A 26004-nucleotide genomic window follows, 5' to 3' on the forward strand; every position below is an offset into this window, starting at 1 on the left:
CGAAGGCCAAATCGATGCAGCACTGTCAGGTGCTGTAATGATTGTTGTCGTGTGTGGCGATGATCTTCTAGCTCGAACTAAGGAGAGTTGAGAGGTGACTTATGAACTGAAAGAGATCCGCATTAATTCGGAGTTGTTGGCGCCCACAATCCTTCAGGCAGAAGGGTCGATTATTTACAGAGAAGCGGTAAAAAATGGAGGTACGATCCGGGTGCCAGTCATTTCACAGGCTCGGGTCGGCGACATACTAACTGTTTGGCTGAGGGCTTACGGTACATGGTCTACGGATCTGGAATTTAACGAGATTAACCTGGGCAAACCATTGGATGTTAACGTGCGATACCTTTCTTTTTCCCAAGGGAACTCAGCAGTTGTCAGTTATTCGTTGCAGCAAGGTGAGGACAAGTTACCTTCACCAGAGACGAGTTATGAACTGAAAGACTGATCGTCCACTCAGGCGATTGGCTGCACCCTTCGCCGATCCAGCCCATAACAGTGAGCTTGATGACAGGTTCTGTCCGGCGAATTTCGATTTGCTATTGAGTCATCTGGATCGGCTTTTTCGTTGATTGGATACTGCCAGGCACTACTGTCCGCCTATCAACAGCTAACAAACAGTTTGTTGTTTTTCTGTAGGTGAAACCTCTCAAGATAGTTCGGTAACCTGTTGATATTGTGTAACTCCTTTTCAGGCATGACTTCTGCAATAGGCTCTGGGTACTCACCCGAAACCCCGGAGTCGGCCCATGACAGCCTCTGCCCAACCCTCTCGCACCGCCCACGTGATCCGCTCGGACGCCGAAGCCATCGCTGTCGCTCACAAGCTCGCCGCCCGCTTCGCCATTGAGGCCAGTGTCCGCGACCGTGAGCGACGCCTGCCAGTCGCCGAACTCGACGAATTCTCCGCCAGCGGCCTCTGGGGCATCACCGTTCCCAAGGAGTACGGCGGCGCCGGCGTTTCCTACGTGACCGTCGCGGAGGTGATCAAGATCATTTCCGCTGCCGACTCATCCCTCGGCCAGATTCCGCAAAACCACCTCGGCGTACTCGACATCCTGCTGCAAACCGCCACCGAAGAGCAGAAGCGTTACTACTTCGGCAAAGTCCTGCAGGGCTATCGTTTCGGCAACGCCTTCTCCGAATCCAACAGCAAAAACGCCGGGGCCTTCGAAACCCGAATCCGTTTCGATAAAGACACCGCGCAAATCGATGGCGAAAAGTTCTACTGCACCGGCGCCTTGTTCGCGCACATCGTGCCAGCGGTGGCGGTCGATGAAGAGAACAAGGCCTTTATCGCCTTCATCGAGCGTGACACTCCCGGCTTGACCGTTATCGACAGCTGGGACGGTTTCGGCCAGCGCACCACGGCCAGCGGCGGTGTCACCCTGAACGCGGTGAAAGTCCCGCTCAGTGCGGTGATCCCGGCCCACAAGGCCTTCGACGAACCCACCGCCGACGGCCCGATTTCACAAATCATTCAGGCTGCCGTGGACACCGGCATTGCCGTCGGCGCCCTGGAAGAAACCAAACGCTACGCCCGCGAAGCCCGACCATGGATCGACAGCGGACAGGATCACGGCTGGCAGGACCCGTTCAGTATCGCTGCGATCGGCGACCTTGAATGGCGGGTCCACGGCACCGAAGCGATCCTCAAAAAGGCCGGTCGCGCCATTGACCATGCCTTGCTCAACCCCAACGAAGACACGGTGGCCCGCGCTTCGGTGGTGGTCGCCCAGGCCAAAGTGCTATCGGCCGAGATCGCCTTGCTTGCCAGCAGCAAACTCTTCGAGCTGGCCGGCACTCGCTCGGTGCTCGGCAAGTACAACCTCGATCGCCACTGGCGCAACGCCCGGACGCACACCTTGCACGATCCGGCACGCTGGAAATACCACCTGATCGGCAATTATCTGCTCAACGGCGTGAAGCCTGCGCGCCACGCCTGGAACTGAGGAGCCCACCATGAACGCTTTGACTCAACCGATTGTTGCCGGGCAGACCCTGGCCAAAAGTCAGCATGATTTGCATAACGCTCGCAGCGTGCTTGATGCGACGTTGCGTTTCGTCCGGCAGCAGGCCCAAGCCACGGATGATCCTTACGTCATCAGCCGCTTCGGCGATTTGCACATCCGCATCGAAGTCGCCGCCGCGCTGCTCGAACGCGCCGAAGACTTTCTGAACAGCGTTGATGACGACACGGAAATCAGCGTCGCTATCGCCGAGTCGCACCTGGCCAGCGCCGACGCGCTAAATGCCGTCAGCAACGCTGAATTCGAACTCACCGGCCAACGCAGCGCATTGCCTGGATCGCTGGAGGATCCGTTGCGCTGGAAACTCCACCTGATCGGTAACTTCCGCCTCAACGGTATCCATCCTCCAAGCTTACGGAGTGCGGTTTGATGGCCCGTGAAATTCGACTCAACGCGTTTGACATGAACTGCGTCGGTCACCAGTCGCCAGGTTTGTGGGCGCATCCGCGGGATCGCTCCTGGCAGTACAAGGATCTGGAGTACTGGACCGATCTGGCGAAAACCCTCGAACGCGGCAAGTTTGACGGTTTGTTCATCGCCGACGTGTTGGGCATCTACGACGTCTACAACGGTAATGGTGACGCGGCGATCCGTCAGGCGGCGCAAGTGCCGGTCAACGATCCGCTGCAATTGATTCCGCCGATGGCGCTGGTCACCGAGCATCTGGGGTTCGGCCTGACCGCCTCGCTGTCCTTCGAACACCCGTATCCGTTCGCCCGACGCCTGTCGACGCTCGACCATCTGACCAAGGGCCGCGCCGGCTGGAACATCGTCACCTCTTATCTGGAAAGCGGTGCGAAGAACCTCGGCCAGAAAAACCAGACCGAACACGACGCCCGTTACGACTTCGCCGAAGAGTACCTGGAGGTTTGCTACAAACTCTGGGAAGGCAGTTGGGAAGAGGGCGCCATCCTGCGCGATCGTGAACGGCGGATCTTCAGCGACCCGAGCAAAATCCACGAGATCCGGCACGTCGGTAAGCACTTTCAGGTGCCGGGCATTCATCTTTGCGAACCTACGCCGCAACGCACGCCGGTTCTCTATCAGGCTGGCGCATCGAGTCGCGGCAAGCAATTCGCGGCTGAGCATGCCGAGTGCGTGTTCGTCGCTGCGCCGTCGAAAGTGCTGCTGAAGAAAACCGTTGCCGACATCCGTCGTCGCGCTGCCGAGGCCGGCCGCGATCCGTCGAAGATTCTGATCTTCAACCTGCAAACCGTGATCCTTGGCGAGACTGATGCCAAGGCCAAGGCCAAGTTCGAGGAATACAAAACCTGGGTCAGTTACGAAGGGGCAATGGCGCTGATTTCGGGCTGGACCGGGATTGATTTCAGCCAGTTCAAACCGGATGAACCGCTCAAGCATGTGCACACCAACGCGATTCAATCGGCGGTGGAAGCGTTTTCCACGGCGGACCCGAACAAGGTCTGGACCCCCAACGAACTGGCTGACTGGGTGGGCATCGGCGGTTTTGGTCCGTTGTTTGTCGGCAGCCCCGAGACCGTCGCCGATTTGCTGCAGGAGTGGGTCGAGGAGACCGATGTGGACGGCTTTAACCTGGCCTATGCATTGACTCACGAAACCTTCATCGACGCCGTGGAATTACTGGTGCCGGAGTTGCAGAAGCGTGGGGTGTACAAGACCGAATACGCGCCGGGGACCTTGCGCGAGAAGTTGTTCGGGGAACGGGCGAGATTGCCGGAGATCCATCCGGGAGCGGGTTATCGAGACCTGGCGGCGTTGCGGCAGCAGGAAAAGAAAGTGGCGTCCGCATAGAAGACTCGAACACCACACAAATCCCCTGTGGGAGCGAGCCTGCTCGCGAAGAGGCCGGCAAATTCAACATTGATGCTGACTGATCCACCGCTTTCGCGAGCAGGCTCGCTCCCACAGGGGACGGTGGTGTTTTACAGATCTCAGCCCAGCGGACCACCGCACGCTTTTGCCCATGAACAGGAGGTCAATCCCATGAGCGTGCACGAACTCAAACGTCCGCCAATCGCGGACATCACCGAGTGGCGAGTGGAAGTGCCCCAGGCGTTGGAGCAATTGCGCCACTGGGCTCAGGTCAGCCCCTTGCAACCGGCCTTGCGCCACAAACGCCATGGCCAGTGGTTCGTCTGGCGCTGGATCGATGCCTTGCGCGATGTCGAGCGTTTGGCCGACGGGTTGAGTCAGCAAGGATTCACAAAAGAATCGCGTCTGGTGTTGAGCGGCGCCTTCGAGCCGAATCTATTGCTGCTGGCCCTGGCATCGCAACACATCGGCGGTGAGTTGCTGACCTTCCCGGATAACCTCGACCCCGAATCACTGCACAAAAATCTATGGCGCAGCCGTCCCACTCACGCGTTCGTCCAGGACCGACAGACCCGACAACACTGGCTCAACGAAGGCCAGTCGCTGCTGAACTTCGCTGATCTGCTCGGTCCGGTTGAACTCCCGCAACGCCTGAACCGCTGGGCACAAGGCAAGCCATTGTGGAGTGAAGAGGGCACCCAATGGCAGGCCGGCCTCAGCGTTTTGCTCGAGCATTGGCTGACCAGCGGCCAATCATTGGCCTTCCCGGAAAGCCCCGACAGTGCCAGCCGCGACCGTCGTGAAGTGGCACCCTCGGGATTGCTGTTATCGGCCGAGCGCCTGCAATTGCTGGCCGCCGAAATCGACAGCCGTCTCGCCCCACAAGGCACCTGGCGGCGACGCCTCTGCGACTGGGCCATCGCCCACCCGGAAAAAGGCCTGCAACGCCTGATCAAAAACCGCGTTCGCGGACGGCTGGGTTTTCAAAACCTGCATTTCATCTGGCAAGCCACGCGCGCCCCCGACGCGCAACCTGCGCCTGCCTGGCTATCCGAATTCAAACGGGACATCGCATGAGCTCGACCGATTCCATCCTGCAAGTCAGCGGTATTCCTCTGTCCTACTTTGGTACTGCTTGATGAACCTTCCATGGTTTGGCGCCTATTATCGTCCAAGAGATTTTTGAGATGAAACACTGAGCAGTGAGAACGCCATGACTGAAACCCAAAGCGGACAGGCCACCGACGCCATCCGCCACGCGGACATCCTGATCGTCGGCGGCGGCCTCAGCGGCGCAATGCTGGCGGCGCAGTTGCTGCGCCTGCCGGGCAAACGCCAGGTGCTGGTGATCGAACCCCGCGCCGAACTGGGACGGGGCGAGGCGTATAGCGCGGTCGAATTGGGCCATACGCTCAACGGCAATGCGGCGCGGATGAGCGTCGACCCGGACAACGCCGACGACCTGACCCAATGGCTGGCCGAGTACATCGCGGCCGGCGGCTGGCCGGAGTCTGACGAGCAACATGTGCCGGTCAGCGAATTGTTCCCGCCGCGGGGGATTTTCGGCCTGTACGTGCAGCAGCGGCTGGCCGAAGCGCGAGCGGTGGGGGCGTTGAATGGGTCAACGGTCGAGCATGTGCGGGCCGAGGTCGTTGACCTGCAAACCCGAGACGATTCTGTGTTGCTGACGTTGAGTGACGGGCAGCACTTGCAGGGCGCTTATGCGGTGTTGGCCACGGGGATGTTTCCCGCCGCGCGTACGCCACAGACCGAGTCCAGCGGCTTGAACGCGGCGGCACTTGATCCGTGGGATGTCACCGCCATGCAACAGCTCGATCCGCAGTCGACCGTGCTCATCATCGGTTCGGGCCTGACCATGGTCGATGCCGTGGTGTCGCTGGAACAGGCCGGGCATCGCGGGCCGATCGAAGTGTTTTCCCGACATGGCTTGCTGCCTCACGTGCGTCGGCAACCTCCGGCCTGGGCAGACTTTCTCGCCGAGGATCAGAGCATTCGCACACCGCGACAGCTGGTGCGCGAACTGCGTCGGCATTGCCGGGACGCCATCGCTCAAGGCATCGACTGGCAGGCGCCGCTCGACACGGTGCGGGCGCATATCGGCCGCTTGTGGAATCAGGCAACGGATGTGCAGCGTCGACAGTTTGTGCGACATGTGCGGCCGTGGTGGGAAAGCCATCACCACCGCTCGCCGCCGTTGAGTGCCGAACTGGTGGAGCGATTGCACAAGGAAGGGCGGTTGCGGATTCAGGCGGCGTCGTTCAAAGGGTTGGAGCCTTCCTCGGGCGGTGAAGTCAGTATCCGCATCCGTCGTCGGGGTGAGGCAGAAACCACCGTTGTCAGCGGCGCGGCATTGATCAATTCCAGCGGCATCGAATACGACTGGCGGCGGGTCGCCCGACCGCTGCCACAGCAACTGCTGGCCCGCGGACTTGTTCGGCCGGGGCCGTTGGCGCTGGGGATTGCGGCGGCAGTCGATGGCGCGGTGCTGGATGCAGATGCACACGTCGCCAGCCGTCTGTTCGCCATGGGGCCACCGTTGCGCGGCATCTGGTGGGAAAGCACCGCAGTGACTGACGTCGCGAGCCAGGCCAAGGCGCTCGCCGCTCGCCTGACAACAACGCCGGCCCTGTAGCAGCTGCTACAGATATCTCGAGTCTGTATTTCAACACTAAAGACAAGAAACCCCGGGGAGATCGGATCTACCCGGGGTTTGTTGTTTCAAGCGGCGCAACGCCGTTGATCAATAACGCTGATACTTCGACCCGAACTCAGGGCGGTTTTCAGCAACGTAGAGCTTGCTCACCTGGCTGTCTTTTTGATCAACACCGACGGTGTTCACGTTCAGTGTGGCCGGTTGACTGACTTTGGCCGCTGCAACGACCTGCGAGGTGGCGTGAGGGGAGGCGATGGCGGAGGTAGCGCCAAGAACCGAAAGGGCGAAACCAAGACCGATGATGCTTTTCATGATGGTGCTCCAGAGCGTGGGGAGAAGATGGGGCCACTGTAGTGCTGGAGCATCGCGATGAAAAAACACCCTGACGCATAGTTGTTATCGAGCGCGTTGATCCACTGTCAGCGGGGTGTGTTGTCGCTGAGCCAGCGCTGCTTGAGTTGTTCCAGACGCCCATCGCGGTTCATCTCGTCAAATGTCCCGAGGAATTGTCGGGGCTTTTGCGTCAGATCTCAGGACTTATGGCTGTGGCTTGACACAATCAACTGTGGGAGCGAGCTTGCTCGCGATGGCGGTGTGCCATTCAACATTGATGTTGATTGACAGGGCCTCATCGCGAGCAAGCTCGCTCCCACAGTTGATCCTCGTTGTGGGAAGGTTTTGATCAATACCGCTGATATTTCGAGCCGAACTCGGCGCGATTTTCCGCGACAACTACTCCACCGCGTACCGCAATGCTCGGGCTGACCAATGCCACACGTTCGCGCAGTTCTTGCAGACGGTCGGCACCGCCTTCGGCCACGCGATTCTCGATCAGACGATCGGAGCCGCCTTCCACCAGCAGTTGTTGAACCTGGCCAAGGGACGCAGCATTGCCGGTGTGGGCCGACGCCAGGCTCGACAGGCCGAGACCACTAACCAGTGCCAGACCGAGTGCCAGGGACGAGACTTTCGAGAAGTTGAACATGGGTAATTCTCCGTGCGTTTAGTTTGAGTGGGTCGGTAGCTGCTGCTATCCGGTGATCACAGTTAAACGCTCGGGTGTATCGGTGATGTGTGCTCGAACAAGCCGAAATCGGCGTCTGCGTATCTGTCGCGGGTTCTTATACAGACGGATACAAAACCCTATGAAAAAGTCTCCTCAGGTTCTGCTGGGGGAGCGCTTCATGATTCTGCGCCGAGCAATTCCACAGGGTAGGAGAACACGTAGCCTTCGCTGCGCACGGTTTTGATGTAGGTCGATTCCCGTGAGTCATCCATCAATCGCTGGCGCAGACGGCTGACCAGCAAATCAATCGAGCGGTCGAACAGGTCGGCGTCGCGACCCTGGGTCAGGTTGAGCAACTGGTCACGGCTGAGCACCCGTTGCGGGTGATCGAGGAACACCCGCAGCAGACGGTATTCGGCGCCACTGAGGGCCACCATCGTGCCGTCTTCGTCGAGCAAGTGCCGGGCGGTGGTGTCCAGGCGCCAGCGGCCGAAGCCCAGCAGCCGGCCGCTTTCGGTGATCAGCAGGTTGGGCGGCAACATCCGGGTGCGGCGCAACACGGCATTGATCCGCGCGAGCAATTCGCGGGCGGCGAAGGGTTTTGTCAGGTAGTCGTCGGCGCCCATTTCCAGGCCGAGGATGCGATCGGTTTCGTCGTTGCGTGCGGTGAGCATCAGGATCGGTGTGGCTTTGTGTTTGCCCGAGCGCAGTTCACGGCACAGCAGCAGGCCGTCATCGCCGGGCATCATGATGTCCAGCACGATCAGGTCCACCTGATTGGCTTCCAGAAAACTGCGCATCTGCCGGCCATCGGCGACCATGGTGGTTCGCAGTCCGTTCTTCTTCAGGTAATTGCCGACCAGCTCGCGAATCTCCCGGTCGTCGTCGACGATCAGGATGTGGTTCACATGTTCCATCGCTCAAGCCTCTTGTTGTTCGCTTTGTATCGCACTGTATCTCGCGCCCCCGGAGACACCTTACGCCTTATTAATTCCGGTTCTACGACACATGGCAGATACCTCGGGCCGATTAAATGGGTTCCATCGAGACAACACAGCTGCCTCGCAACCACCGCCCATTTGCAACCCTGAGGAAATCACCATGAACTGGAACAAACTGATTGCCGCCAGCTTCTTCGCGGTCCTGAACGTTGCAGCGTTTTCGGCCCATGCCGATGTTCAAGCTCCGTCGCAGACAACTTCTCACGGCACCCACCTGGATATCAAGAAAGTGGTTTCCGTCGTCGACAACGGCGGCGGCAATTGCGGCATTGTCGATGCTCGCCTGACCTACCTCGATTCCAGCGGCGCGCAGAAAGTCCTCGATTACAGCAAATTCGCAGAGTGCGGCAATCAGGGCAGCTGATCTTTCCACTACGCTCATCGCTGTCAAAACCGTTGAACGCGCAGTCTGCTCATCCCCCCGCGATGGCTGACTCACGTCGTCGAGAACACCAGGTCAATGACTTCCAGGGAAATCACCATGAAGATGAATGTATTGAGCAAAAAAAACGACTCACGTCGTCGTTTCTTTGGCCCATCGGTCCTCGCTTTCGCGCTGATGCAGTTAGGTGCCCTTGGTGCTGCCAATGCGCAAACCGCGACGCCAGAGCCCGTGGTGGCCAGCGCCGCTACTCTGAAGGCGGACTCGTTCGGCCCGCTGAAGCATGTCAACGCCGGGTTGCTGAATGTGGCTTACGCCGAAGTCGGCCCCGCCGATGGTCCGGTGGTGATTCTTCTGCACGGTTGGCCCTACGACATTCACAGCTATAGCGAAGTGGCGCCCTTGTTGGCGGCCAAGGGTTACCGGGTGTTGATCCCGTATGCACGGGGCTACGGCGACACGCATTTCCTGTCCGAAAAGACTGTTCGCAACGGCCAGCCCGCCGCGTTGGCCAGTGACGTCATCGACTTTATGGATGCGCTCAAGATCAAGAAGGCGGTGTTCGGTGGCTACGACTGGGGCGCGCGCTCGGCGGACATCGTTTCGGCGCTCTGGCCGGAGCGGGTGGAGGCGCTGGTCTCGGTGAGCGGCTACCTCATCGGCAATCAGGCCGCCGGCAAGAATCCGTTGCCGCCCAAGGCCGAGCTGCAATGGTGGTACCAGTTCTACTTCGCTACCGAACGCGGCCAGGCCGGTTACGAAAAAAATCGCCACGACTTCGCCAAGTTGATCTGGGAGCTGGCCTCCCCGAAATGGACGTTCGACGACGCGACTTTCGACCGCAGCGCGGTGGCCCTGGACAACCCCGATCATGTGGCTATTACGATCTTCAACTATCGCTGGCGGTTGGGCATGATTCAGGGCGAGCCTCAATATGAAGCGCTGGAGCAGCGGCTGGCCAAGGCCCCGGTCATTACGGTGCCGACCATCACCATGGAAGGTGATGCCAACGGGGCGCCACATCCGGCTGCCGAGGATTATGCCAAGCGTTTCACCGGAAAATATGAGTACCGACTCATCAATGGCGGCATCGGCCACAACTTGCCGCAGGAAGATCCGCAGGCCTTTGCCAAGGCAGTGATCGACGCGGATCACCTCTGAGATCGCGCACCTGTTGCAAGTCAGGCAGCAATCTAATGTGGGAGCGAGCCAGCCCGCTCCCACAGGGGGGATGGCCTGCTACGCAACCACTTGATAACACGGCACATACGCCGCGCCACCTGGCAGTTTCATCCGGTGCTGGGCGACGAAGGCCTTGAGCAGTTGATCCAGCGGTTGCATCACCGCCGCATCGCCACGGATCTGGTACGGCCCGTGTTCTTCGATCAGGCGGATGCCCTTGTCCTTGACGTTGCCGGCGACGATGCCGGAGAACGCGCGGCGCAGGTTGGCGGCCAGTTCGTGGGCCGGCAGGTTGCGGCTCAGTTTCAGGTTGGCCATGTTTTCGTGGGTCGGATCGAAAGGACGCTGGAAGCCTTCGTCGATCTTCAGCAGCCAGTTGAAATGGAACGCGTCATTGCGCTCGCGGCGGAACTGTTTGACCGCTTTTAGGCCTTGAGTCATTTGACGCGCGACTTCCGCCGGGTCGTCGATGATGATCTCGTAGTGTTGCTTCGCGGCGTCACCCAAGGTGGCGCCGACAAACGCATCCAGTTGCTCCAGATACGGCGCGGCATGTTTCGGACCGGTGAGGACCACGGGGAAGGGCAGGCCGGCGTTGTCCGGGTGCATCAGGATGCCGAGCAGGTACAGGAACTCTTCGGCCGTGCCGGCGCCGCCCGGGAAAATGATGATGCCGTGGCCGACGCGGACGAAGGCTTCCAGACGTTTTTCGATGTCCGGCAGGATCACCAGTTCGTTGACGATCGGGTTAGGCGCTTCGGCGGCGATGATGCCCGGCTCGGTCAAGCCGAGGTAGCGGCCGCCGTGGATACGCTGCTTGGCGTGGGCGATGGTCGCGCCTTTCATCGGGCCTTTCATCACGCCAGGACCGCAACCGGTGCAGATGTCGAGGCTGCGCAGGCCCAGTTCGTGGCCGACTTTCTTGGTGTATTTGTATTCTTCGGTGTTGATCGAGTGGCCGCCCCAGCACACCACGATCTTCGGCTCGACGCCGGGGCGCAGGGTGCGGGCGTTGCGCAGCAGGTGGAACACGTAGTCGCTGATGCCCTGGGAGGTGCTCAGGTCGATGCGCTGGGCGTCGAGTTCGTTTTCGGTGTAGACGATGTCGCGCAGGGCGCTGAAGAGCATTTCCCGGGTGCTGGCGATCATTTCGCCATCAACGAAGGCATCGGCCGGGGCGTTCAGCAGTTCCAGGCGTACGCCGCGGTCCTGCTGGTGAATGCGGATTTCGAAGTCCTTGTAGGCTTCGAGGATGGTTTTTGCGTTATCGACATGGGCGCCGGTATTGAGGATGGCCAGGGCGCACTGGCGGAATAAGGTGTAGGTGCTGCCGGATCCGGCTTCGCTCAGTTGCTGTACTTCACGTTGAGAAAGGGTTTCCAGGCTGCCTTTTGGGCTGACCGAGGCGTTGATTACTTGTCGTTGGGTCATTCAATGATCCTTAAAACGATGCCATTCATACAGGCAAAGGGCATCCGAATAGTATGTATCCATGAAAGAAGATGGCACGAACTGCGCTGTATCGCCATTTCCCCGTTTGACGATGAAAAGATGAAAAGGAGCCTCAGCATAGCTAAATCCCCTGCAGAGGCGATAATGCCCCGCAGCCTTTTTACCCATGCCCTCAAGGAACCCCGTCGCGATGTTCGAAATCCAGCCGCAGAACCCCGAACGCTATCGAAGCCAGACGCGACGCAGCACGATAATCATAGCCTTGATTTTCCTGGCCCTGGCGATGGTGTTGTCCACCACGGCGGTGGCGCTGTTCGGCGAACCCGGTGGCGACAATCTGCGATTTAACGTCGGCGGCGTGTTTGTGTCGGTGCTGCTGATGGCCGCGCTGATGCGCGGCGCGTTCTGGACCCAGCCATGGATGGCCCCGGCGGTTTACGGCTGGCAGCTCAAGCGCAGCCTGATGAGCATCACCAATGTCATGCATCAGGTGACGGCGGCGGTGGAGAAGGAGGATCCGGCGGCCATGAAGCTGCTGCGTTTCTACCATCTTGGGTTGAGCCAGATGCACGAGCTGGACGGCAACTCCAGTGATCACAGCCAATTGACCCGCGAGATGGATCAGCACAAGGCGCGGATGGCAGCGCTGGGCATCGAGACTGATCAGACGCAATTGAATCCCGCCTGGATCGAGGCGGTGAAGCAGACGCCACGCTAAAGCATTGGATCTAATGCCATTCAGCCAACGCGATCCCTGTAGCAGCTGGCGAAGCCTGCGTTCGGCTGCGCAGCAGTCGTAAAACCTGAGTGCGAGGTTTTTCTGAAACACCGCGTCGTCTGATTTCACGACGGCTTCGCCGCCGAACGCAGCCTTCGGCAGCTGCTACATGGATCGTGTTATGGCGCTTAAACCCGCAGCCGCAAGGTTTCAAACAGTTCCCTGTCTTCCTTTCTGGCCGAGCGCGCATGGCGCCGAATGACCTGCAACAGGCAATCGGTAAAGCACAGCGCTGCATTGCTCAGCGAGCCATTGCGTCGTGTCACGATGCTCAGCTGCCGGGGGTCGAACTGCTCGGCCAGCTCCAGGGCAACCACCCGGCCGAGGAAGGGCGGGGCAACGCTCACGATGGACGGCCCCCAGGTACACATGTCGGCCCGCTCGACCATCATCTGCAAGATGGCCAGTGAATGGGCCCGAACGATTCTGTTCTCATCGATCTGCGCACCGTGTTTCCAGAACAACGCTTGCATCAGCCCGTCGTGTCCGTCCGGCGCGTAGTTCAGCGTCCAGTTCTGCTCCAGTAACTCATGAATTGACCGAGCGTCCTGCCGAGCATGACCCTGACGGACCAGCACTGACGTCTGGTAATCGAGCAAGGTTTCGCAGGCAAACTCCTGGGTCGATTGCGCCGGGTGCAACTGGCCAATCGCAAAATCCATGCTGCCATCACGCAACAACGGCTGGGCCACGGCCATCAGGCTTTCGTACAGCTCCAGGCGGATTTGCGGCATGCGCTCGCGAAACGCCAGAACCACCTCGGGCAAGAAGGTCAGGGCGATCCAGGGCGTGACCCCGACACAGAGCCGCCCCTGGGCCTTGCCCCGCATGTGATCGAGTTCGGTCTGCGCATGTTCAAGTTGCTTGATCACGAGCCGGGCGTGGGTCAGCAATACTTTGCCGTATTCGGTGAAGTTCAGGCCGCTGGGGGTTCGGGTGAACAGCGGTAACTGCTGACTGGTTTCCAGCTCGCGCAGCGCTTTGGTCACGGCGGCCTGGGAGATGTCCAGCGAACGCGCGGCGGCGCGGATGCTGCCGGTTTCGGCGCTGGCAATCAGTGCTTGTAATTGATGGAGTTTCATCTGCTCACCCTGGTGACAACCTAGGGTTGTCATCATAACCAAACTGGGCCTCCCCAGCCCAGAGCCCGTTCCCTAAGATCCGACTCAGCAACCGCTCAGGTCTTATCGAAGGAATACAACAATGATCGCCGATGCAGTCTTGCCGGGAATTGCAGCCATCCAAGAGGAAATGATCGCGTTGCGCCACAGCCTTCACGCGCACCCCGAGTTGGGCTTTGAAGAATTCGCCACCAGTGAGCGGGTTGCCGCGTGTTTGACACAGTGGGGGTTTGAGGTCTGCACGGGTGTAGGCAAGACCGGTGTCGTCGCTACCCTGAAAAATGGCGAGGGCCGCTCCATTGGTTTGCGCGCCGACATGGATGCACTGCCGATTCAGGAAACCACCGGTTTGCCCTATGCCAGCCGGATCGACGGCGTCATGCATGCCTGCGGCCACGACGGTCATACGGCAACGCTGCTAACGGCTGCCAAACACCTGGCGCAGACCCGGGCGTTCAACGGCACGGTGAATCTGATTTTTCAGCCGGCCGAAGAAGGCCTGGGCGGCGCCCGGAAAATGCTCGAGGAGGGCCTGCTCGAACGATTCCCGTGTGACGCGATCTTCGCCATGCACAACGTACCGGGTTATCCCGTTGGGCATCTGGGGTTTTACAGCGGCCCGTTCATGGCGTCTGCCGACACGGTGAACATCAAAATCATCGGCAACGGTGGTCATGGCGCGGTGCCGCACAAGGCGGTCGACCCGGTGCTGGTCTGCTCCTCGATCGTGATCGCCCTGCAAAGCATCGTCTCGCGCAACGTCAATCCGCAGGACATGGCGATCATCACGGTAGGCTCCCTGCATGCCGGCAGCGCTTCGAACGTGATTCCGTCCAGTGCCGAAATGAGCCTGAGTGTGCGCGCACTGACGCCCGAGATTCGCCACTTGCTCGAAGTCAGGATTACCGAGTTGGTCAACGGTCAGGCAGCCAGTTTTGGCGCCCGGGCCCACATCGATTATCAGCATTGTCATCCGGTGTTGATTAACCATCCCGAGCCCACCGCGTTTGCCCGAGAAGTTGCGCGCGAATGGTTGGGAGAAGGGCAACTGATCGACGACCTGCGGCCCTTCACCGCGAGTGAGGATTTTGCCTTTGTCCTGGAAAAATGCCCCGGCAGTTACCTGGTGATCGGCAACGGCGAGGGCGATAGCGGGTGTCTGCTGCACAACCCCGGCTATGACTTCAATGATGCTTGCTTGCCGATCGGTGCGAGTTACTGGGTCAAGTTGGTCGAGGGTTTTCTGGGTTGAGTCGCCGTATTTTCGTTGGGCCTGAGAGGAACAAAAATAATGAACAAGATGATTGCGGCTGTTTCACTGGTGTTGTTGACGGCCACGGGTATGGCCGGCGCGGCCGACTGGTCTGGCAAAGTCCTGAAACTGGGGGTCGACCCCACGTATCCACCGCTGGAATACAAGAACCAGGATGGCACGCTGACCGGCTTCGGGGTCGACATCGCCGAGGCGCTGTGTGCCGAGCTGAAGGCCCGCTGCATTTGGGTTGAAAGCAGCTGGGACGGCATGATCCCGGCGCTGCTGGCGCGCAAGTTCGACGCGGTGGCGTCCTCGATGACCGTGACGCCCAAGCGCCTGGAACAGATTGCGTTCACCGACAAGGTCTCCAATGCGCCGGCCCGCTTGGTCGTCAAGCGTGGCTCGGGCCTGCTGCCCACCCTCGAGTCGCTCAAGGGCAAACGCATTGGTGTGGAGCAGGGGTCGACTCAAGAGGCGTATGCAAAAGCTGTCTGGGGTTCGAAGGGCATCGACGTGCTCTCCTACCAAAATCAGGACCAGGTGTATGCGGACCTGGTGGTGGGCCGACTCGATGCCTCGGTGCAGGGCGCCATTCAAGCCAGCCACGGCTTCCTCAACACCGAGCAGGGCAAGGACTATGAATTTGCCGGCGAGACTCTGGATGACCCAGCCTTTTTCGGCGTCGGTGACGGCATCGGTTTGCGCAAGAGCGATGTCGAGTTACGCGAAGACTTGAACAAAGCCCTGGCGACGATTCTGGCCAATGGCACGTACGCGCGGATCAATAAAAAATACTTCGATTTCGACGTCTACGGCGCGAAGTAACGCCCCTTCGACCATTGAAACAGAGCGGTCGCCTGGCCGCTCCATCGCAGCATCCCCCCTTCACCTCGACCTAATAAGAACAAGGAGAGTGAAATGCTTCTGGAAGGCTTTGGCCCGCAGATCCTGCTGGGCACCCTGGCCACTATCAAACTGGCGTTATGGTCATTGTTGATCGCGGTCCTGGCCGGGCTGCTCGGCGCCAGTTCCAAGTTGTCCTCCAACCGTTTGTTGCGAGCGCTGGCCACCGGTTATACGACGGTGATTCGCAGCATGCCGGACCTGGTGATCATGCTGTTGCTGTTCTTCAGCCTGCAAATGCTGCTCAACCGGATGACCGATTGGCTGGGCATCGCTCAGATCGACATCGACCCGTTTCTGGCCGGCGTCATCACCCTGGCTTTCATTTACGGGGCTTACTTTACCGAGACGTTTCGCGGCGCCTTCCAGGCGGTCCCGGCTGGCCAGATCGAAGCGGCAAGGGCGTACGGCATGACCCGTGGCAAAACCTTTCGCAAAATCCTGTTCCCGCAAATGCTCCGCCACGCATTGCCGGGCATTGGCAATAACTGGCAGGTGTTGATCAAGTCGACCGCGCTGGTATCGATCATCGGCCTGACCGATGTCATCAAAGCCACGCAGGATGCGGGCAAGGGCTCGCTGCAGTTCTTCTATTTCACGCTGGTCGGCGGCCTGATCTACCTCGCCATCACCACGGTGTCCAACGTTGTCTTGATGTGGCTCGAACACCGCTATTCGGTGGGTGTCAGGAAGGCTGCGCTATGACCGGCATTCTCGAAAACTACTGGCAGGCGTATCTGTGGAGTGACGGGCCACACTTGTCCGGGTTGGCGGTGACCTTGTGGCTGCTCATTCTTTCGGTGGTGATGGGCTTCCTGCTCGCAGTGCCGCTGGCGATTGCCCGCGTCAGCCGCAACCCGCTGATCCGTGTGCCGGTCTGGTGCTACACCTACGTGTTTCGCGGCACCCCGTTGTACATCCAGCTGCTGTTTTTCTACACCGGGGTGTACAGCTTGCATGTGGTTCGTTCCCAGGACTTTCTCAACGCGTTTTTCCGTGACGGGTTCAACTGCACGGTGCTGGCGTTCGGGCTCAATACCTGCGCCTACATGACCGAAATTTTCGCCGGTTCCATCCGGGCGACTGCCCATGGCGAAATCGAAGCCGCCAGCGCCTACGGCATGAGCCGATTCACCCTCTATCGCCGGATAGTTTTGCCGTCGGCGTTGCGTCGGGCCCTGCCGTTTTTCAGCAATGAAGTGATTCTGATGCTGCATTCCACCTCGGTGGCATTTACCGCCACAGTCCCTGATTTGCTGAAGATTGCCCGGGACGTCAACTCGGCGACCTATGCATCCTTTGCCGCGTTCGGGATCGCCGGGGTGCTGTATGCCGCCAGCGCGTTTTTCCTGATCTGGCTGTTTCGTCGCGGCGAACTGCATTGGCTCGGCTACCTCAAACCGCGGACGCACTGACCCCTCACTGGACATGCTCGAATGTATAAATTGATCGTTGAAGATGTGCATAAGAACTACGGCAGCCATGAGGTATTGAAGGGTGTCTCACTCAAGGCCAGGGCGGGTGACGTGATCAGCATCATCGGCTCTTCGGGGTCGGGGAAAAGTACCTTCTTGCGCTGTATCAACCATCTCGAACAACCGTCCGCCGGGCGCATCATCGTCAATGCCGAAGAGCTGCTCACCCGCAAGAACTCAAGGGGGGATTTGTGTGCGGTCGATCCCGCGCAGTTGCAGGGCATGCGCAGCAAGCTGTCGATGGTGTTCCAGCACTTCAATCTGTGGAGCCACATGACGGTGCTGGAAAACATCATCGAGTGCCCGATGAGCGTGCTGGGTGTCAGTCGGGCGGAGGCTCTGGAGCGGGCGCGGCATTACCTCGCCAAGGTAGGTTTGCCGGCGAAGGTCGAGACGCAGTATCCGGTCCATCTTTCCGGTGGACAGCAACAGCGCGTCGCCATTGCGCGTGCGCTAGCCATGGAACCGCAAGTGATGCTGTTCGACGAACCGACCTCCGCCCTGGATCCCGAGCTGGTAGGTGAGGTGCTCAAGGTCATGCAGCAACTTGCCGAAGAGGGGCGGACGATGGTGGTGGTCACCCATGAGATGGCGTTTGCCCGTCAGGTGTCGAACCACGTCATGTTTTTGCATCAGGGACGGGTTGAAGAACAGGGGACACCGTCTACTGTTCTGGATAAGCCGGACAGCGAGCGGTTGCAGCAGTTTCTGGCGGGAAGCCTCAAGTAACGACAAACACTGAACCGCAGCCCTGGCGAACCGGGGGGTGAGAATAGTTCTCGCGCAATTCACCTATCGGGTGTTTGATGAGGCATAGTCGCCTGCCACCAGGCGGCTCATACCCGTCAGGGGTCATAAAAAGGGTGAACGGGAAGATTCGCCCTGTGATCAATATTCAGGGAGCGTCATGGGTCATCCGTCCGTTAACAATCGAATTGAACAATCCCGCCATGGCGTGCCTGGGGTCGCCGAGCAAGTCGGGGCCACACTCAAGGTTCGCTCTGCGGTGATTCTGCTGGTCGCGGTGTGCCTGTCCATGACGGCGATCGTGATTTGGGAAGCCTGGAATTCGCGTCAGTACCATCTGCACGACAAAGAAGTGGCGATGTCCAACCTTGCCCAGACTCTGGCCTCGCAAGCGCAGGCATCGATCAAGCAAGCCGATACGTTGCTGTTGACCCTCGTGGATCGCCTCGAAAACGACGGTGTCGACCAGGCCCGGGTACCCCGATTGGAGCGTTTGCTCAGTGCCCAGCGCAGTGAGCTGAGCCAGCTCCATGGACTGTTTGTTTATGACGAAGAAGGGCGCTGGGTTGCCAATTCCAACGGCGCCGTGGTGCCCGATGCCAACAATTCCGACCGCGGATATTTCATTTTTCATCGTGATCATCCCGATCGTGGGCCTCACATTGGTCCGTCGATCAAGAGCCGTTCGAGCGGTGAATGGATCATGACGGTGTCCCGTCGCGTCAATCATCCGGATGGCCGTTTTGCCGGTGTGGCGCTGGCAACGATCTATCTCAGCCATTTCCTCGGGCTCTACGACAGCATTGACATGGGCCATAACGGCGTGATCAACCTGATCGCCGATGACGCCACCATCGTCGTTCGCCGGCCGTTCAAAGAATCTGAAATCGGCACTAGCGTCGCCAAGGGGCCGCTGTTTACGCAACTGTTGCCCAAGGGTAATTCAGGCACGGCAACGGTTCCGTCCTATGTGGATGGGGTCGAGCGGGTGGTCGGTTTTCGCAGGGTCGACGGTTATCCGCTGATCATCTTTGCGGCGCTGAATAAAGATGAAGTCCTGGCCGCCTGGCGTAAGGAGGTACTGCTGAGTACGGGCATCGTCTCGTTATTTCTGGGGTTTTTGGGCATCCTCGGTTATCGCCTCATTCGCCTGATGAAGCAGCAGAACCACGTGCAGGGTGTATTGCTGGATGCGCAGGAAAAGCTGATTGAGGTCAACCGCAGTCTAGAGTTGCTGGCGCTGGAGGACGCACTGACCGGACTGTCCAACCGGCGTCAGTTCGATCTGTTCATCCTCGCCGAAATGGGCCGCGCCAGGCGCAACCAGACCCACCTCGCGCTGCTGATGATCGATGTCGATCACTTCAAGAGCTTCAATGATCTTTACGGCCATGTGGCCGGCGATGAGTGTTTGCGTAGCATCAGCACGATCATCAGGGACAACATCAAGCGCCCCGGCGACCTGGCTGCCCGCTATGGCGGCGAAGAGTTTGCGGTGGTACTGCCCGGCACCGACTATGTGGGGGCATTTCTGGTGGCGGAAAAAATCCGCCGCGCGGTTCAGCAGGCGGGTATCCAACACAGTGAAGGGGCTGAAGGCACGGTGACGGTCAGCCTGGGGGTCGCCGCTTACGATCCGGCGTCACAAGCCCAGCCCAATGATCTGGTGGGGGCCGCCGACAAGGCGCTCTACGTGGCCAAGGCCAGCGGCCGGAACATGAGCGTCATTGCCAACTGAATTCAAACAAATCGGTCACTGCCCTGAACCAGTTTGGTGGACAGGTACGATTGCTTGAGTTTTTCCAGCCACCAGCCCAAGGCGCGGCCGTCATGATCGCCACGCCAGCCGGCATACAAAATGTTCGGCTCACGCGGGTCGGCCATCTGTTTTTCAACCAGCGTGCCGTTTTTCAGTAACGAGCTGACCCGATGCTTCGGTAACCAACCCACGCCCAACCCGTCGCACTGGGCGAGGATCTTGGCGCGCATCGTCGGCACGGCGAGCACCGGTTGGCCGCCGGAGACGCCGTAAGTGCTGCCCTCGGTAACCCTGGACGAATCGGCCACGACAATCGCCCGGTGCTGCGCAACCATGGCGCGTGATATCGGCTCCTGGGCCTTGGCCAGCGGGTGCTTGGGCGAAACTGCGAACACCCATTCCATTTCCCCCAGTTGTATCCAGCGCAAGGAAGGGATCGCCGGTGGTTCGTTGGTGGCGCCAATGATCAAGTCCGCGCGGCCTTCACGCAGGGCTTCCCAAACACCTTTCAGGACTTCCTGAGTGATGCGCAACGGCACGCCGGACTCCAGCGCATCGAACTCGTGAATCACCGGGATCAACGCTTCGAATTCGAGCAACTCATCGGTGACGATCCATAGGCGGCTCTCCCAGCCATTGGCCACTTGCTGCACCCGCTGGGTCAGTCGCGAGACGTCTTGCATCAGTCGCGCCGCCTCGTTCACCAGCAATTCACCCGCCGGGGTCAGCTGCAAGCGGTAGCGACGACGGTCGAACAGCAGGGCGTCAAAGCGTTCCTCCAGTTGCCGCGCCGCGTAGGACACCGTCGAGGGCGCCTTGCCCAAGTGGGCAGCGGCCCGGGACAGGCTGCCGGTTTCGCGGATGGCTTCGAGCAGCGTGAGATCTTCAATGGATAACATGGGTCGGAATCCTTGCACGGACAAGATCAAAAGATCGCAGCCTGCGGCAGCTCCTACGGGAAACGCATATCGCAGTGTAGGAGTTGCCGCAGGCTGCGATCTTTTGATCTTGGTGTCAGGTTGCCCGACGTAACTTCCACAACCTGATCAACCGAAGGTAGACCAGCACGTTGATCGCCAGCACCACGCTGCCCAGTCCCAGCTGAATTGCCGGCGTCAGGCCCGCCGGGTAAATGACCGGCCACACGTAATGTTCGATGAAACCGCCGCTATAACCGGTTTGCCCGGCCGCATCGCGCATGAGGTTTTCCCACTGCGTCAGCGGGCAGGGCAGGTGGAAGACTTCCACCGATACGCCCCACGCAGCCGCAGGCAGGTGCCACCAGATCAGGGGGCGCCATTTGAGCACCAGCAGCCCGCCGAACAGCACAAACAGAATGAACAACAGGTGGAACAGGACCAGCCCGTCGGCGGCGATTCGGTAAAGCATGTCGACTCCCTGACGCGTTATGCGAATGGCTCCATGGTACTCGGGCGGGTTGCTGGCGCTCTATCGATTGTTGCTGTTCAACGTCGCCAGCACTTCCTTCAGACGCACCACCGTGGTTTCGCTGCTGCGTTGCATCGGCGCGCGCAGTTCGTCGTCGATCAAGCCTTCGAGGGCCAGGGCGGTTTTCACCGGGGCGGGGTTGGGTTCGATGAACAGGCTGTGAATCAGCGGCAGCAGTTGGAAGAACGTGGCTCGACCGGCCGCCAACTGGTTGTCGCGGATCTGTTGATACAACGCCACGAACAGCTCCGGATGAACATGCGCCGAAGCGGCAATGGCGCCTTTGGCGCCCAGACACAAGGCGCTGAAGATCTGGTTATCTTCGCCGCACAGCACGTCGACCTTGCCACTGCCCAGCAGCGCCAGGGTATTGGCCTGATTGCCGCCGCAATCCTTGATCGCGACGATTCGCTCATGGGCGACGATGTTGAGCAGGGTTGCCTGCTCGAACGCCACGCCGGTGCGGTAAGGGATGTCGTAAAGAATGAGCGGAACGCTGGAGGCATCGGCGACGGTTTTGTAAAACGCTTCGAGGCCTGCCTGGGAAGGGCGGATGTAATACGGCGGCGGTACCAGTAAACCGGCCAGTGGACGTTTCAGGATCTCGCTCTGAAATTGCAGCAGCTCGGTCATATTGTTGCCGGCCAGGCCCATGACCACCCGTTCCGCCGGCACCTGCGCCAGCACCGCATCGAGTACCGCCAGTTGCTCGTGTTTGCTCAGTGCCGCCGCTTCCGCCGTGGTACCGCAGACCACAACGCCATCGACACCTTTTTCCAGCAGATGATTGACCAGCCGGCGCAAGCCGACGAAATCGATCGCACCGTTGCGAAACGGCGTAACGAGGGGAACCCAAATACCTTGAAACGATGACATGCACGTACTCCTGAAGGTTGACCGATTTCGTCACCGTCAGAAGCGTAGAAGGCAGTAAGCAAGGGGAGGGTGTCCGTAGCGCTCAATGTCCTGTCAGCTCATCTGACGGGACAGCGCGCCCCGGTCACATGAGCGACTGTTTCTTCGATTTGAGGGCGTGCGCAACGCAACCTTGCGCCTTGGCATTCAAGCCAATGACTACAGTGTTGAGGTTGAAGGTTGCGGACATACTTGCTTACACCCTGAATGAGGCGCTCAGTTTTAAAAGCCCGCGCGATTTTTGTCAATCGCGAAAATCAGCGAACTCCGCACGCATTCTGCCGTTGTGCCTGGCCGCGGACCAAGTGCGCAAGATTGTTCAAGCCAGCCGCCGCGGCTGCTGGCACAGTCTGAGGTCTTTCCCTGGTTGTAGAGCGTTATGTCCAATTCACTCATGCCGCGCAGTGCCTTTCTTCGCGGCGCTGCGGCGATCATGCCGTTGTCCCTGGCCACCGCGCCGTGGGGACTGCTGGCTGGTTCCATGGCCATCGAAGCCAATCTCACGCCCCTGCAAGGCCAGGGGTTGTCGAGCATCGTGTTTGCCGGGGCGGCGCAACTGGTGGCGATCGGCATGCTCAAGGGCGGCGCCGGGATCTTTTCGATTCTGCTGACCACGCTGTTGCTGACCTCCCAGCATTTGCTCTACGGGATGAGCATGCGTTCGGTGATTTCGCCGTTGCCGGGGCGCTGGCGTGTGGGGTTGGGCTTTTTGCTCACCGACGAGCTGTTCGCCCTGACCAGTGCGCATGACAAACAACAGTTCAACCGCTGGTATGCGTTGGGTGTCGGCCTGACGTTTTACATCGCCTGGAACCTGTTCACCCTGGCCGGCATCATGCTGGGCAGCAGCATTCCGGGGCTGGAACATCTGGGGTTGGATTTCTCCATCGCGGCGACTTTTATCGCCCTGATCACCCCGGTGGTGCGAAACGTGCCGACCGTGGTGTGCGTGGCGGTGTCGCTGTTCTGCTCGGTGCTGTTCAGCTACTGGCAATGGGGCTCGGCGCTGGTGCTGTCGGGGTTGGCGGGCATGACCGCAGGTTTTATCTGCAACAAATTCTACGGTGAACGCACATGATGGTCTGGGCGGTGATTTTCGGCATGGGGCTATTGGTGTTCCTCAACCGCTATGTGTTTCTGGAGCCGCGGCTGCCCGTGCGCTTGAGCAGCAATGCGCGGCAGTTCCTGGGTTTTGCGGTGCCGGGCATGTTGACGGCGATCTGTGGGCCGATCGTGTTCATGCCGGACAAGCAGCTGAATCTGCAGTGGGATAACCCGTACCTGATCAGTTCGCTGGTGGCGGTGGGGCTGGTGCTTTACACCCGTAATACCTTGCTCAGCATGTTGTTGAGCATGGGGTTCTTCTTTTTGCTGCGTTGGTGGCTCTAAGTCGTTCCCGTCGAAATTGTTCTACGCTTAAAGGAGATCCCTTCAGGAAGAGAGGTGAGCATGGCTAATGATCCAAAGCGTCCGGACCCGGATGAAGAGGTGGATGAACCCACGGAAGAGGAGATCGAGCGGCAGAAGCATGAGATACCGGACTGGAAACACCCCGATGACGGCAAAAGCCTGTCAGACCGCGATGTAGAGATTCCGTTGAAGCCCTGACAGCACATACAAAAAGCCCCGCTATCAAGCGTAATGCTGTTCACTTAAGCTCGGTGTTTCCAGGCAGGGCCGACCTGCCTTTTGTTGATCGTGTACATATCCGTTTCTGGGGTCACGGCGGCTTATGGTTCCGCTCTGACAGCGGGTCACTTGGAAAAGCCCCAAGTAACCAAGGGCTCTTGCCCCTTTCGTTCGGTGCCTCGCCCAGGCTCGGCATGCCCTCGCTCCGGTCCTGCTCCGTGGGCCCGCCGCCATCGGCCATCCATGGCCGCGGGCGGCTAACCCGGCATCCATGCCGGGTTGCCCACTACGCAGAACCTCCACTCGGCCTCACGAGGGGGCGTGCACCGCAAAAGCCAAAGCGAGGCGGCCTACCGGCCGGCCTGGCTTCAAGTGAACGCATTTCCCTGTAGAAGCTGTCGAGCGAAGCGAGGCTGCGATTTGTTGATCTTGCCGTTGCTGTTGCTTTGCTTTGGCTTCAGATCTGCCGCCCCTTTCCCAGAGGCCGAACGCAGGCGTTGCGCAGGGGGCACCGCGGCAAGGATGCCGCGGTAGCCGCCCCCCGGCCATGGATGGCCGATGGCGGCGGGCCCCCGGAGCAATGCCTCCGTTACGGCATGCCGAGCCTAAGCGAGGCACCGAATGGAGGGGTGAAGCCTTTTGGTTCCTTTTTGGCGTTTGAAAAAGGGACTCGCTGTAAGAGCGAAACCGCCAGCAGCCGTTACCGCAGAAACGGATATGCACCCCAACCTTAAGTGAACAGCATTACGCTATCAAAGCGGGGCTTTTCATTGGGCGATTATTAAATCAGATCGCTTCATTCCAGCGAATGTGTGTAATGCCCAATTGCTGCGCTTTGGTACGCGCAGTTTCGAGGTTGGCGTGTGCGGCGATTTGACGACCGGAGTCGGGATAAGCATGGGCGGAAGCCGAATGTATCGCATCGACATCGGAAAACTGTTCAGCCAGTTTGAAAAAGTGCTGACGAACGCCGTCGAACATATAGTGCACGGCATAAGGGACGAGTTTGCTCATATATTCCTCCTCGGGCCGAAGCTCCGTTATTGAGAGTGGTTCGATGTTGGGTCCGTTCAGTTCTTTGGCTGAATGAACCCGTGCCATCAACTCAAACGTCTTCCAGCAGAAAATCGGGGTGGGCGGCCCGATAACCCAAGGCCTTGTCGATCCAGGCGTTCAGCTCGTTGACCATGACCGGAGGTTTACCCGGATAGCGTTCGAGGGTTGTACGCAGGAGGTTGCCGATAGTGGCAATTGAATGCAGGTTGCGGGTCTTTATGTATTGCCCGATAAAACAGTCGAGTGGGTAATGTTCTGTCTTCGAAAGATAAATACACGCAAGACCATCGACTTGATTAATTGTGAAATCGTCGCGCAATTTAATTCTCTGCAAGGCTTGTTGTTGTAGGGATTTCCTTGGTTTATTGACTCTTTGGTCAATTGCGGGGTGCCGAGGGAATGCGGCGCGCATGCTATCCATAGTTATTCTAAATGTATCGAAGTGTCAGACAGGCGGTTGTCAGGTTAAGTCGCAATCAAAGCGAGGTGTTTCTTGGGTGAGACAACATGTGTAACGATCAAGTGTTCAATATGTATATATAACTGTTACTGATGCCTGCATATATGTCTGTATTGATACGTTTATGGGATTTCATCAATCAGCGCAGCGCCTTGATTTCTTGAATTGCCCACCGCTCTGTCAACCTTGTACCACTCGAAAACCTCGCTCACTTCGCCTTGCAACAGCACCAGCTGCTCCGCGCGTTCTTTGGGGGTGGCCGGGTCAAGCCATTCCCGCGCCAGCGGCGCAGACAACACCACGGGGCGCCGGTCATGAATGTCGAGCATGCCGCCCGCACTGTCGGCAGTGATGATTACAAAACCGTCATCGGCCCGCGGCTCACCACCCGGGCCGGGAAACTGTCCGATCGCCGCGCATAAAATCGGCGCCCGGTCCCGTCGGCGGATGAGCCACGGTTGCCTCGTCGAATCCCCGGCGTCGACCCATTCGAACCAGTTGTCGATCGGAACTATCGCGCGGTGCGGCCAGATCGCCCGGAAGAACGGGCCGTGGGCGACTTTTTCGACCCGCGCATTGATCGGTGCCGCCCGATCTTTCGCCCAGTGCGGCCGCCATCCCCAGCGCTGAAAATCGGCGTGCAGGCCGTTGCTCTCCAGATGCAGGAGGGCGAGTTGCGTGGTGGGCGCCGCGTTGTAGCGGGCCAGCGGTTCGTCCCCGACGTGGTTGATGAGCGCGTCGGGGATGCTCAGCACCGCGACAAAATCGTGAATGCCACGGTACTGCGACAGGCGTCCGCACATAGGCTGATGCTCTGATTGAAGCGCTCTGGCTGAAGATTTCAGCTTAGTTGCTCAGATTACTGTTCAAGGGAAAACAGTCTGTTTTGTCGCTGTTGCTGGGCAAACACTGTTCGCAGCTGGTCATGAGCTTATGCAT

At 59.3% G+C, this 26004-nt stretch carries 29 protein-coding genes; 18 read left to right on the forward strand and 11 right to left on the reverse strand.

Features of this window, described 5'->3' with window-relative positions; all coding sequences use genetic code 11:
• Positions 1 to 94 precede the first annotated feature (94 nt).
• The 6 genes from EAH74_RS26240 to EAH74_RS26265 all read left to right on the forward strand — a co-directional run bounded on the left by EAH74_RS26240 (position 95) and on the right by EAH74_RS26265 (position 6474).
• Complete coding sequence (locus EAH74_RS26240) at positions 95 to 445, forward strand: hypothetical protein (protein ID WP_140682201.1); 351 nt, start codon at positions 95 to 97, stop codon at positions 443 to 445.
• Between the two features lie 301 nt (positions 446 to 746).
• Positions 747 to 1949 carry an SfnB family sulfur acquisition oxidoreductase gene (locus EAH74_RS26245; RefSeq protein WP_140682203.1) on the forward strand — a complete coding sequence of 401 codons (1203 nt, stop codon included), beginning with the start codon at positions 747 to 749 and terminating at the stop codon, positions 1947 to 1949.
• Positions 1950 to 1959: 10 nt separating this feature from the next.
• A complete protein-coding gene (locus EAH74_RS26250; RefSeq protein ID WP_140682205.1) occupies positions 1960 to 2397 on the forward strand; it encodes an acyl-CoA dehydrogenase in 438 nt (145 codons plus the stop codon).
• Positions 2397 to 3800: an LLM class flavin-dependent oxidoreductase gene (locus EAH74_RS26255; protein ID WP_140682207.1), complete on the forward strand. Its 1404-nt coding sequence runs from the start codon at positions 2397 to 2399 to the stop codon at positions 3798 to 3800. The genes EAH74_RS26250 and EAH74_RS26255 overlap by 1 nt, the downstream gene beginning before the upstream one ends.
• 192 nt (positions 3801 to 3992) lie before the next feature.
• Entirely contained in the window at positions 3993 to 4898 is a 906-nt protein-coding gene (locus EAH74_RS26260; protein WP_140682209.1) for an acyl-CoA synthetase, read from the forward strand.
• 136 nt (positions 4899 to 5034) lie between these two features.
• Entirely contained in the window at positions 5035 to 6474 is a 1440-nt protein-coding gene (locus EAH74_RS26265) for an FAD/NAD(P)-binding protein (protein WP_140682211.1), read from the forward strand.
• A gap of 108 nt (positions 6475 to 6582) precedes the next feature.
• Here the strand turns inward: EAH74_RS26265 and EAH74_RS26270 are convergent, their stop codons facing one another.
• The 3 genes from EAH74_RS26270 to EAH74_RS26280 form a co-directional block, all read right to left on the reverse strand.
• Entirely contained in the window at positions 6583 to 6807 is a 225-nt protein-coding gene (locus EAH74_RS26270) for a hypothetical protein (RefSeq protein WP_140682213.1), read from the reverse strand.
• A gap of 370 nt (positions 6808 to 7177) precedes the next feature.
• Entirely contained in the window at positions 7178 to 7480 is a 303-nt protein-coding gene (locus tag EAH74_RS26275) for a phage infection protein (protein ID WP_140682215.1), read from the reverse strand.
• A 197-nt stretch (positions 7481 to 7677) separates the two neighbouring features.
• On the reverse strand, positions 7678 to 8418 hold the full coding sequence (locus EAH74_RS26280) for a response regulator (protein ID WP_140682217.1): 741 nt from the start codon (positions 8416 to 8418) through the stop codon (positions 7678 to 7680).
• Between the two features lie 184 nt (positions 8419 to 8602).
• Between EAH74_RS26280 and EAH74_RS26285 the strand changes: the two genes are divergently transcribed.
• Together EAH74_RS26285 and EAH74_RS26290 are read left to right on the forward strand one after the other, a co-directional pair.
• The gene (locus EAH74_RS26285; RefSeq protein ID WP_123367966.1) at positions 8603 to 8866 is read left to right on the forward strand and encodes a DUF2790 domain-containing protein; all 264 of its coding nucleotides are present in this window, start codon (positions 8603 to 8605) and stop codon (positions 8864 to 8866) included.
• A gap of 117 nt (positions 8867 to 8983) precedes the next feature.
• Entirely contained in the window at positions 8984 to 10045 is a 1062-nt protein-coding gene (locus tag EAH74_RS26290; RefSeq protein WP_140682219.1) for an alpha/beta fold hydrolase, read from the forward strand.
• A gap of 78 nt (positions 10046 to 10123) precedes the next feature.
• Here EAH74_RS26290 and ppnN read toward each other — a convergent pair whose 3' ends face one another.
• On the reverse strand, positions 10124 to 11497 hold the full coding sequence (gene ppnN, locus EAH74_RS26295) for a nucleotide 5'-monophosphate nucleosidase PpnN (protein WP_129443452.1): 1374 nt from the start codon (positions 11495 to 11497) through the stop codon (positions 10124 to 10126).
• 211 nt (positions 11498 to 11708) lie between these two features.
• Between ppnN and EAH74_RS26300 the strand changes: the two genes are divergently transcribed.
• The gene (locus EAH74_RS26300) at positions 11709 to 12236 is read left to right on the forward strand and encodes a DUF3087 domain-containing protein (RefSeq protein ID WP_140682221.1); all 528 of its coding nucleotides are present in this window, start codon (positions 11709 to 11711) and stop codon (positions 12234 to 12236) included.
• Positions 12237 to 12424: 188 nt separating this feature from the next.
• Here EAH74_RS26300 and EAH74_RS26305 read toward each other — a convergent pair whose 3' ends face one another.
• Positions 12425 to 13378 (reverse strand): LysR family transcriptional regulator, encoded by a 954-nt coding sequence (locus tag EAH74_RS26305; protein WP_123367970.1) that lies wholly within the window; start codon positions 13376 to 13378, stop codon positions 12425 to 12427.
• Positions 13379 to 13499: 121 nt separating this feature from the next.
• Between EAH74_RS26305 and EAH74_RS26310 the strand changes: the two genes are divergently transcribed.
• From EAH74_RS26310 to EAH74_RS26335, 6 genes are all read left to right on the forward strand, one after another.
• Positions 13500 to 14669 carry a M20 aminoacylase family protein gene (locus EAH74_RS26310; protein WP_140682223.1) on the forward strand — a complete coding sequence of 390 codons (1170 nt, stop codon included), beginning with the start codon at positions 13500 to 13502 and terminating at the stop codon, positions 14667 to 14669.
• A 39-nt stretch (positions 14670 to 14708) separates the two neighbouring features.
• Positions 14709 to 15497, forward strand: coding sequence for an ABC transporter substrate-binding protein (locus EAH74_RS26315; protein ID WP_140682225.1), 789 nt, complete (start codon positions 14709 to 14711; stop codon positions 15495 to 15497).
• A gap of 93 nt (positions 15498 to 15590) precedes the next feature.
• Positions 15591 to 16280, forward strand: a complete 690-nt coding sequence (locus EAH74_RS26320; protein WP_123367973.1) for an ABC transporter permease — start codon at positions 15591 to 15593, stop codon at positions 16278 to 16280.
• The gene (locus tag EAH74_RS26325; RefSeq protein WP_140682228.1) at positions 16277 to 16990 is read left to right on the forward strand and encodes an ABC transporter permease; all 714 of its coding nucleotides are present in this window, start codon (positions 16277 to 16279) and stop codon (positions 16988 to 16990) included. The genes EAH74_RS26320 and EAH74_RS26325 overlap by 4 nt, the downstream gene beginning before the upstream one ends.
• A gap of 21 nt (positions 16991 to 17011) precedes the next feature.
• Positions 17012 to 17779, forward strand: coding sequence for an ABC transporter ATP-binding protein (locus EAH74_RS26330; protein ID WP_140682230.1), 768 nt, complete (start codon positions 17012 to 17014; stop codon positions 17777 to 17779).
• A 178-nt stretch (positions 17780 to 17957) separates the two neighbouring features.
• The gene (locus EAH74_RS26335) at positions 17958 to 19535 is read left to right on the forward strand and encodes a sensor domain-containing diguanylate cyclase (protein WP_140682232.1); all 1578 of its coding nucleotides are present in this window, start codon (positions 17958 to 17960) and stop codon (positions 19533 to 19535) included.
• A gap of 2 nt (positions 19536 to 19537) precedes the next feature.
• Here EAH74_RS26335 and EAH74_RS26340 read toward each other — a convergent pair whose 3' ends face one another.
• The 3 genes from EAH74_RS26340 to dapA form a co-directional block, all read right to left on the reverse strand.
• Positions 19538 to 20455: a LysR family transcriptional regulator gene (locus tag EAH74_RS26340; protein ID WP_140682234.1), complete on the reverse strand. Its 918-nt coding sequence runs from the start codon at positions 20453 to 20455 to the stop codon at positions 19538 to 19540.
• 115 nt (positions 20456 to 20570) lie between these two features.
• Positions 20571 to 20945 carry a DUF2784 domain-containing protein gene (locus tag EAH74_RS26345; protein ID WP_140682236.1) on the reverse strand — a complete coding sequence of 125 codons (375 nt, stop codon included), beginning with the start codon at positions 20943 to 20945 and terminating at the stop codon, positions 20571 to 20573.
• Between the two features lie 60 nt (positions 20946 to 21005).
• On the reverse strand, positions 21006 to 21881 hold the full coding sequence (dapA, locus tag EAH74_RS26350; RefSeq protein WP_140682238.1) for a 4-hydroxy-tetrahydrodipicolinate synthase: 876 nt from the start codon (positions 21879 to 21881) through the stop codon (positions 21006 to 21008).
• Positions 21882 to 22299: 418 nt separating this feature from the next.
• Between dapA and EAH74_RS26355 the strand changes: the two genes are divergently transcribed.
• The 3 genes from EAH74_RS26355 to EAH74_RS33130 are packed head-to-tail and all read left to right on the forward strand — an operon-like array spanning position 22300 to position 23528.
• Complete coding sequence (locus tag EAH74_RS26355) at positions 22300 to 22998, forward strand: AzlC family ABC transporter permease (protein ID WP_140682240.1); 699 nt, start codon at positions 22300 to 22302, stop codon at positions 22996 to 22998.
• On the forward strand, positions 22998 to 23309 hold the full coding sequence (locus tag EAH74_RS26360) for an AzlD domain-containing protein (RefSeq protein WP_165353329.1): 312 nt from the start codon (positions 22998 to 23000) through the stop codon (positions 23307 to 23309). The genes EAH74_RS26355 and EAH74_RS26360 overlap by 1 nt, the downstream gene beginning before the upstream one ends.
• 60 nt (positions 23310 to 23369) lie before the next feature.
• The gene (locus EAH74_RS33130; protein ID WP_170206228.1) at positions 23370 to 23528 is read left to right on the forward strand and encodes a hypothetical protein; all 159 of its coding nucleotides are present in this window, start codon (positions 23370 to 23372) and stop codon (positions 23526 to 23528) included.
• Between the two features lie 807 nt (positions 23529 to 24335).
• Here EAH74_RS33130 and EAH74_RS26370 read toward each other — a convergent pair.
• The 3 genes from EAH74_RS26370 to EAH74_RS26380 all read right to left on the reverse strand — a co-directional run bounded on the left by EAH74_RS26370 (position 24336) and on the right by EAH74_RS26380 (position 25868).
• The gene (locus EAH74_RS26370; protein ID WP_140682244.1) at positions 24336 to 24563 is read right to left on the reverse strand and encodes a DUF6555 family protein; all 228 of its coding nucleotides are present in this window, start codon (positions 24561 to 24563) and stop codon (positions 24336 to 24338) included.
• 91 nt (positions 24564 to 24654) lie between these two features.
• Positions 24655 to 24924 (reverse strand): hypothetical protein, encoded by a 270-nt coding sequence (locus EAH74_RS26375; RefSeq protein WP_140682709.1) that lies wholly within the window; start codon positions 24922 to 24924, stop codon positions 24655 to 24657.
• 263 nt (positions 24925 to 25187) lie between these two features.
• Positions 25188 to 25868, reverse strand: coding sequence for an SOS response-associated peptidase (locus tag EAH74_RS26380; RefSeq protein WP_140682246.1), 681 nt, complete (start codon positions 25866 to 25868; stop codon positions 25188 to 25190).
• Positions 25869 to 26004 lie beyond the last annotated feature (136 nt).

It is taken from the genome of Pseudomonas mandelii (assembly GCF_006438925.1).
GTDB lineage: Bacteria > Pseudomonadota > Gammaproteobacteria > Pseudomonadales > Pseudomonadaceae > Aquipseudomonas > Aquipseudomonas mandelii_C.

Bases quoted from the DNA above. Each gene is read 5' to 3' on its own strand.
- EAH74_RS26245 (WP_140682203.1), top strand. From the start codon at position 747: ATGACAGCCTCTGCCCAACCCTCTCGCACCGCCCACGTGATCCGCTCG.
- EAH74_RS26250 (WP_140682205.1), top strand. From the start codon at position 1,960: ATGAACGCTTTGACTCAACCGATTGTTGCCGGGCAGACCCTGGCCAAA.
- EAH74_RS26255 (WP_140682207.1), top strand. From the start codon at position 2,397: ATGGCCCGTGAAATTCGACTCAACGCGTTTGACATGAACTGCGTCGGT.
- EAH74_RS26260 (WP_140682209.1), top strand. From the start codon at position 3,993: ATGAGCGTGCACGAACTCAAACGTCCGCCAATCGCGGACATCACCGAG.
- EAH74_RS26265 (WP_140682211.1), top strand. From the start codon at position 5,035: ATGACTGAAACCCAAAGCGGACAGGCCACCGACGCCATCCGCCACGCG.
- EAH74_RS26270 (WP_140682213.1), bottom strand. From the start codon at position 6,807: ATGAAAAGCATCATCGGTCTTGGTTTCGCCCTTTCGGTTCTTGGCGCT.
- EAH74_RS26275 (WP_140682215.1), bottom strand. From the start codon at position 7,480: ATGTTCAACTTCTCGAAAGTCTCGTCCCTGGCACTCGGTCTGGCACTG.
- EAH74_RS26280 (WP_140682217.1), bottom strand. From the start codon at position 8,418: ATGGAACATGTGAACCACATCCTGATCGTCGACGACGACCGGGAGATT.
- EAH74_RS26285 (WP_123367966.1), top strand. From the start codon at position 8,603: ATGAACTGGAACAAACTGATTGCCGCCAGCTTCTTCGCGGTCCTGAAC.
- EAH74_RS26290 (WP_140682219.1), top strand. From the start codon at position 8,984: ATGAAGATGAATGTATTGAGCAAAAAAAACGACTCACGTCGTCGTTTC.
- ppnN (WP_129443452.1), bottom strand. From the start codon at position 11,497: ATGACCCAACGACAAGTAATCAACGCCTCGGTCAGCCCAAAAGGCAGC.
- EAH74_RS26300 (WP_140682221.1), top strand. From the start codon at position 11,709: ATGTTCGAAATCCAGCCGCAGAACCCCGAACGCTATCGAAGCCAGACG.
- EAH74_RS26305 (WP_123367970.1), bottom strand. From the start codon at position 13,378: ATGAAACTCCATCAATTACAAGCACTGATTGCCAGCGCCGAAACCGGC.
- EAH74_RS26310 (WP_140682223.1), top strand. From the start codon at position 13,500: ATGATCGCCGATGCAGTCTTGCCGGGAATTGCAGCCATCCAAGAGGAA.
- EAH74_RS26315 (WP_140682225.1), top strand. From the start codon at position 14,709: ATGAACAAGATGATTGCGGCTGTTTCACTGGTGTTGTTGACGGCCACG.
- EAH74_RS26320 (WP_123367973.1), top strand. From the start codon at position 15,591: ATGCTTCTGGAAGGCTTTGGCCCGCAGATCCTGCTGGGCACCCTGGCC.
- EAH74_RS26325 (WP_140682228.1), top strand. From the start codon at position 16,277: ATGACCGGCATTCTCGAAAACTACTGGCAGGCGTATCTGTGGAGTGAC.
- EAH74_RS26330 (WP_140682230.1), top strand. From the start codon at position 17,012: ATGTATAAATTGATCGTTGAAGATGTGCATAAGAACTACGGCAGCCAT.
- EAH74_RS26335 (WP_140682232.1), top strand. From the start codon at position 17,958: ATGGGTCATCCGTCCGTTAACAATCGAATTGAACAATCCCGCCATGGC.
- EAH74_RS26340 (WP_140682234.1), bottom strand. From the start codon at position 20,455: ATGTTATCCATTGAAGATCTCACGCTGCTCGAAGCCATCCGCGAAACC.
- EAH74_RS26345 (WP_140682236.1), bottom strand. From the start codon at position 20,945: ATGCTTTACCGAATCGCCGCCGACGGGCTGGTCCTGTTCCACCTGTTG.
- dapA (WP_140682238.1), bottom strand. From the start codon at position 21,881: ATGTCATCGTTTCAAGGTATTTGGGTTCCCCTCGTTACGCCGTTTCGC.
- EAH74_RS26355 (WP_140682240.1), top strand. From the start codon at position 22,300: ATGTCCAATTCACTCATGCCGCGCAGTGCCTTTCTTCGCGGCGCTGCG.
- EAH74_RS26360 (WP_165353329.1), top strand. From the start codon at position 22,998: ATGGTCTGGGCGGTGATTTTCGGCATGGGGCTATTGGTGTTCCTCAAC.
- EAH74_RS33130 (WP_170206228.1), top strand. From the start codon at position 23,370: ATGGCTAATGATCCAAAGCGTCCGGACCCGGATGAAGAGGTGGATGAA.
- EAH74_RS26370 (WP_140682244.1), bottom strand. From the start codon at position 24,563: ATGAGCAAACTCGTCCCTTATGCCGTGCACTATATGTTCGACGGCGTT.
- EAH74_RS26380 (WP_140682246.1), bottom strand. From the start codon at position 25,868: ATGTGCGGACGCCTGTCGCAGTACCGTGGCATTCACGATTTTGTCGCG.